The organism is Devosia sp. (assembly GCF_034675085.1).
Taxonomy (GTDB): Bacteria; Pseudomonadota; Alphaproteobacteria; order Rhizobiales; family Devosiaceae; genus Devosia.
Genome location: NZ_JAUCDN010000376.1, coordinates 1 through 2,915, shown reverse-complemented (window position 1 = coordinate 2,915; position 2,915 = coordinate 1). Strand labels below are relative to the sequence as shown.

Sequence of the window (2,915 nt, the reverse complement as noted above, 5' to 3'; positions counted from 1 at the left end):
CAACAAAAGGCGTTGGCCTCGCTTATTTCCAGGAGCCAGAACAGCAATGAGCATCAGCCTTAACACGAACGGACAGATCGCAGCGCTGTTTGCCGCTCAAACTTACGCAGAACGCATGGAGCTGGCGAGGTTCCTTGCCAGTGCGATGCGGGAATGGGTCGCTGATGGGCAGGAGGCCGACGACAACTATTTTGCCGACCTGCTGGAAAGCTGGGAGCTGGAGGCCTCGTCCGATGACTGACCCCATCAGCAACGAGAGGCTGGCAGAGCTGGTAGCGCTGGCGAATGAGGCATCTAAAATACCCCACAATGCCGACCTGTGCTCTGCCCTGCGCGAACTCCAATCCCGCCGCCAATCTCCGGCAGGGGTGGAGCCGGTAGGCGAGGCTGGGGCAATGCCGGGATCGAACGGCGGCGTTACCATGGCGGCTTTCGAGGCGTCTAAAGTGCCGGCAGGCACCAAGCTCTACGCCTCTCCGCCCAAGGCCGTGACGATCACGGATGAGATGGTCGAGCGGGCGGCGGATGAGCTTGTTGCTCATGGCGAGTTTAGCTGGAACCCATCGGACAACCGCCGAAGGGCTGCGATTGCCGCCCGCGCCGCGCTCACCGCCGCCCTTTCCAGCGAGGACCGCAATGGTTGAGTTGAACGAGAAGGCCCTCCCCGCCTCTGATGATGGGCTGGTAGAGAAATTAAAGGCGGGATCAATTGCGCTGAAGAATGACCGGCCCGCCTCATCCTTAATCATGGAAGAAGCCGCCACCGCCCTCCAATCCAAAGCCGAACAGATCGAGCGGCTGACGCGGGAGAGGGATGAAGCGCTCCAATCCCGAATTACTGACCTGGAGTCGCTAATCGCTGCGCAGCATGGAGATGTCGTCGTTCGCACTGCGATATTGCTCTACGAGAAAGACGACAAGATAGCTCTGCTGACTGCGGCTCTCGAGCGCCAACGTGCCAATATCGAACGTTGGCTGGAAACTGGCGAAGCGGCCAACCCAGAAGAAAGCAAGTCTATCTATGAGCAGATTTGCTCCGCTCTCACCCAGGAAGGAGAAGGGTGATGCCAGAACGCATCCAGCTTTCCCGCCGCAAGGGCTGGAGCATGCCGCCGAATACGGTGAAGGTGTGCCGCCCCGGCAAGTTCGGCAATCCGTTTCCGGTCGGGGGCGATGGCCCCATGGAAAGGTTCTCGCCTGACCGGGAGGGCGCGGTAGGCCATTTCAAAGCCATGCTGGCCGATCCTGAAATGCGAACCGCTGCCGGCTATCCCAGCAACGATGAAATCCGGTCCAAGCTTCGCGGCAAGAACCTCGCCTGCTGGTGCCCGCTCGATGGCCCATGCCACGCGGACGTTCTGCTCGAACTCGCCAATAAGGAGCCCCACCATGCAGAATGAACTGCCAGAATGGGCGATGGCGATGGCGGAGCAGGTGGCAAAGGAGGCAACGCGAGATGCGATGCGCGACCCGATCATGCCGTACTATATCACAGTCGCACCTCACATTGCCCAAGCCCTTGTCACTGCGGAGCGGAGAGGGATCGGGAGGGCGGTGCCTCTACTGGAGCGGCTTCGCCACTGGATTGAAGACGAAGTAGGCGCAGAGCTTCCGTTCACCGAAGAGGAACAAGGACGGCTCACCGACATCCTCACCGCTGCGGAGGTGAAGTGATGGTCACCCTCCCGTCAACAATTTCTCCCGAAACGCTGGCGGAGAGTATGGGCTGGTCTCTTCGGCGCGTTAAGGCCCTTGCGCGATCCATCGGCGCCTGCCGTATTATGGGCAATCGGATGACGCTCACCCAGCAGGACGTGGATGCGATTTTGGAGGCCAGCCGGCCATGCCCCTCAAGCTCAAAAAGCGAGGTGAAATCTGGTGGTATTCCGGCACGGTTGCCGGCAAGCGACTACGAGGCTCTACGAAGACTGCGCAAAAAACAGAAGCCCAGCGCATCGCCAATGCGCTCGAAAGCCGATGGCTTGAAGGTGGTCGCGATCCGGGAGTCATCCTGACATTTGCGCAGGCGGCCGGGGTGTATCGCGAACACCGAGCGAATGAACCGCGTTACCTCGAAATGGTTGAGGATTATTGGAAAGACACTCTAGTCCGCGACATTACCAAGGGGGCGCTTAAGCGCGCAGCGCTGACGCTTATGCCGAATGCATCCGGCGCAACGAGAAACCGATCTGTCATCGTGCCCACCAGCGCAGTAATCAACCATTGCGCCGATTTGGATATGTGCCCACCATTCAAGGCCGCCAGATTTCCCGAGGTAAAAACCACCAAGGAACCGGCCACATGGGAATGGATACGGGCATTTATGAAACATGCATCACCGCACCTGGGGGCACTGGCTTGCTTCATGTTCCTGACAGGCGCTCGCATCGGCGAGGCCATTAGGGTTTCGTGGGGGGATGTGGATCTATCTGCCGCCAAGGTGCGCATTGTAATGGGCAAGCTCGGAGGGGAGGAGCGCATCGCCCACATGCCACCCGAATTGGTAGTGGCGCTGGCGAACATTCCGACCAATCGCAATCCGGACGATCAGGTCTTTGCCTATTCAATGTCGAGCGCGGTCACTCAAACATGGAATGCCGTGATTAAGCGGGCGCAGATCAAAAAGGTCACGCCGCACGGTTGCAGACATGGATTTGCGACCGCGCTCATGCATGCCGGAATTGACCCGGTAACGGTGGCAAAGCGCGGCGGCTGGAAGTCACCAGCCCAACTGTTTGCCACATACGGACATGCGATGGACGACGAGATGGTGACAAACGTGCTTACTGGCACACCAGCGGCACAAAGACATAAGGCCCGCCGTAAACATATGATATAAAAGAGAAATTAGACCTCATAACGCCTCGCGTTAGGGCGAGGTGTCCTGAGGCCGGGCATATCGGAAGGCGCGAAAA

The 2,915-nt window shown here is 59.0% G+C and carries 6 protein-coding genes; all 6 read left to right on the top strand.

Annotation, left to right across the window (positions count from 1 at the left end; genetic code table 11):
- Positions 1-46: 46 nt before the first annotated feature.
- The 6 genes from VDP82_RS16515 to VDP82_RS16490 all read left to right on the top strand — a co-directional run bounded on the left by VDP82_RS16515 (position 47) and on the right by VDP82_RS16490 (position 2,839).
- On the top strand, positions 47-241 hold the full coding sequence (locus VDP82_RS16515; protein ID WP_323015923.1) for a hypothetical protein: 195 nt from the start codon (positions 47-49) through the stop codon (positions 239-241).
- Positions 234-644 (top strand): hypothetical protein, encoded by a 411-nt coding sequence (locus VDP82_RS16510; RefSeq protein WP_323015922.1) that lies wholly within the window; start codon positions 234-236, stop codon positions 642-644. Before VDP82_RS16515 ends, VDP82_RS16510 begins: the two co-directional genes overlap by 8 nt.
- Positions 637-1,065, top strand: coding sequence for a hypothetical protein (locus VDP82_RS16505; protein WP_323015921.1), 429 nt, complete (start codon positions 637-639; stop codon positions 1,063-1,065). Before VDP82_RS16510 ends, VDP82_RS16505 begins: the two co-directional genes overlap by 8 nt.
- Complete coding sequence (locus tag VDP82_RS16500) at positions 1,065-1,400, top strand: DUF4326 domain-containing protein (RefSeq protein ID WP_323015920.1); 336 nt, start codon at positions 1,065-1,067, stop codon at positions 1,398-1,400. Before VDP82_RS16505 ends, VDP82_RS16500 begins: the two co-directional genes overlap by 1 nt.
- On the top strand, positions 1,390-1,674 hold the full coding sequence (locus VDP82_RS16495) for a hypothetical protein (RefSeq protein ID WP_323015919.1): 285 nt from the start codon (positions 1,390-1,392) through the stop codon (positions 1,672-1,674). Before VDP82_RS16500 ends, VDP82_RS16495 begins: the two co-directional genes overlap by 11 nt.
- Positions 1,675-1,843: 169 nt before the next feature.
- On the top strand, positions 1,844-2,839 hold the full coding sequence (locus tag VDP82_RS16490) for a site-specific integrase (RefSeq protein ID WP_323015918.1): 996 nt from the start codon (positions 1,844-1,846) through the stop codon (positions 2,837-2,839).
- The last annotated feature ends 76 nt before the right edge of the window (positions 2,840-2,915 follow it).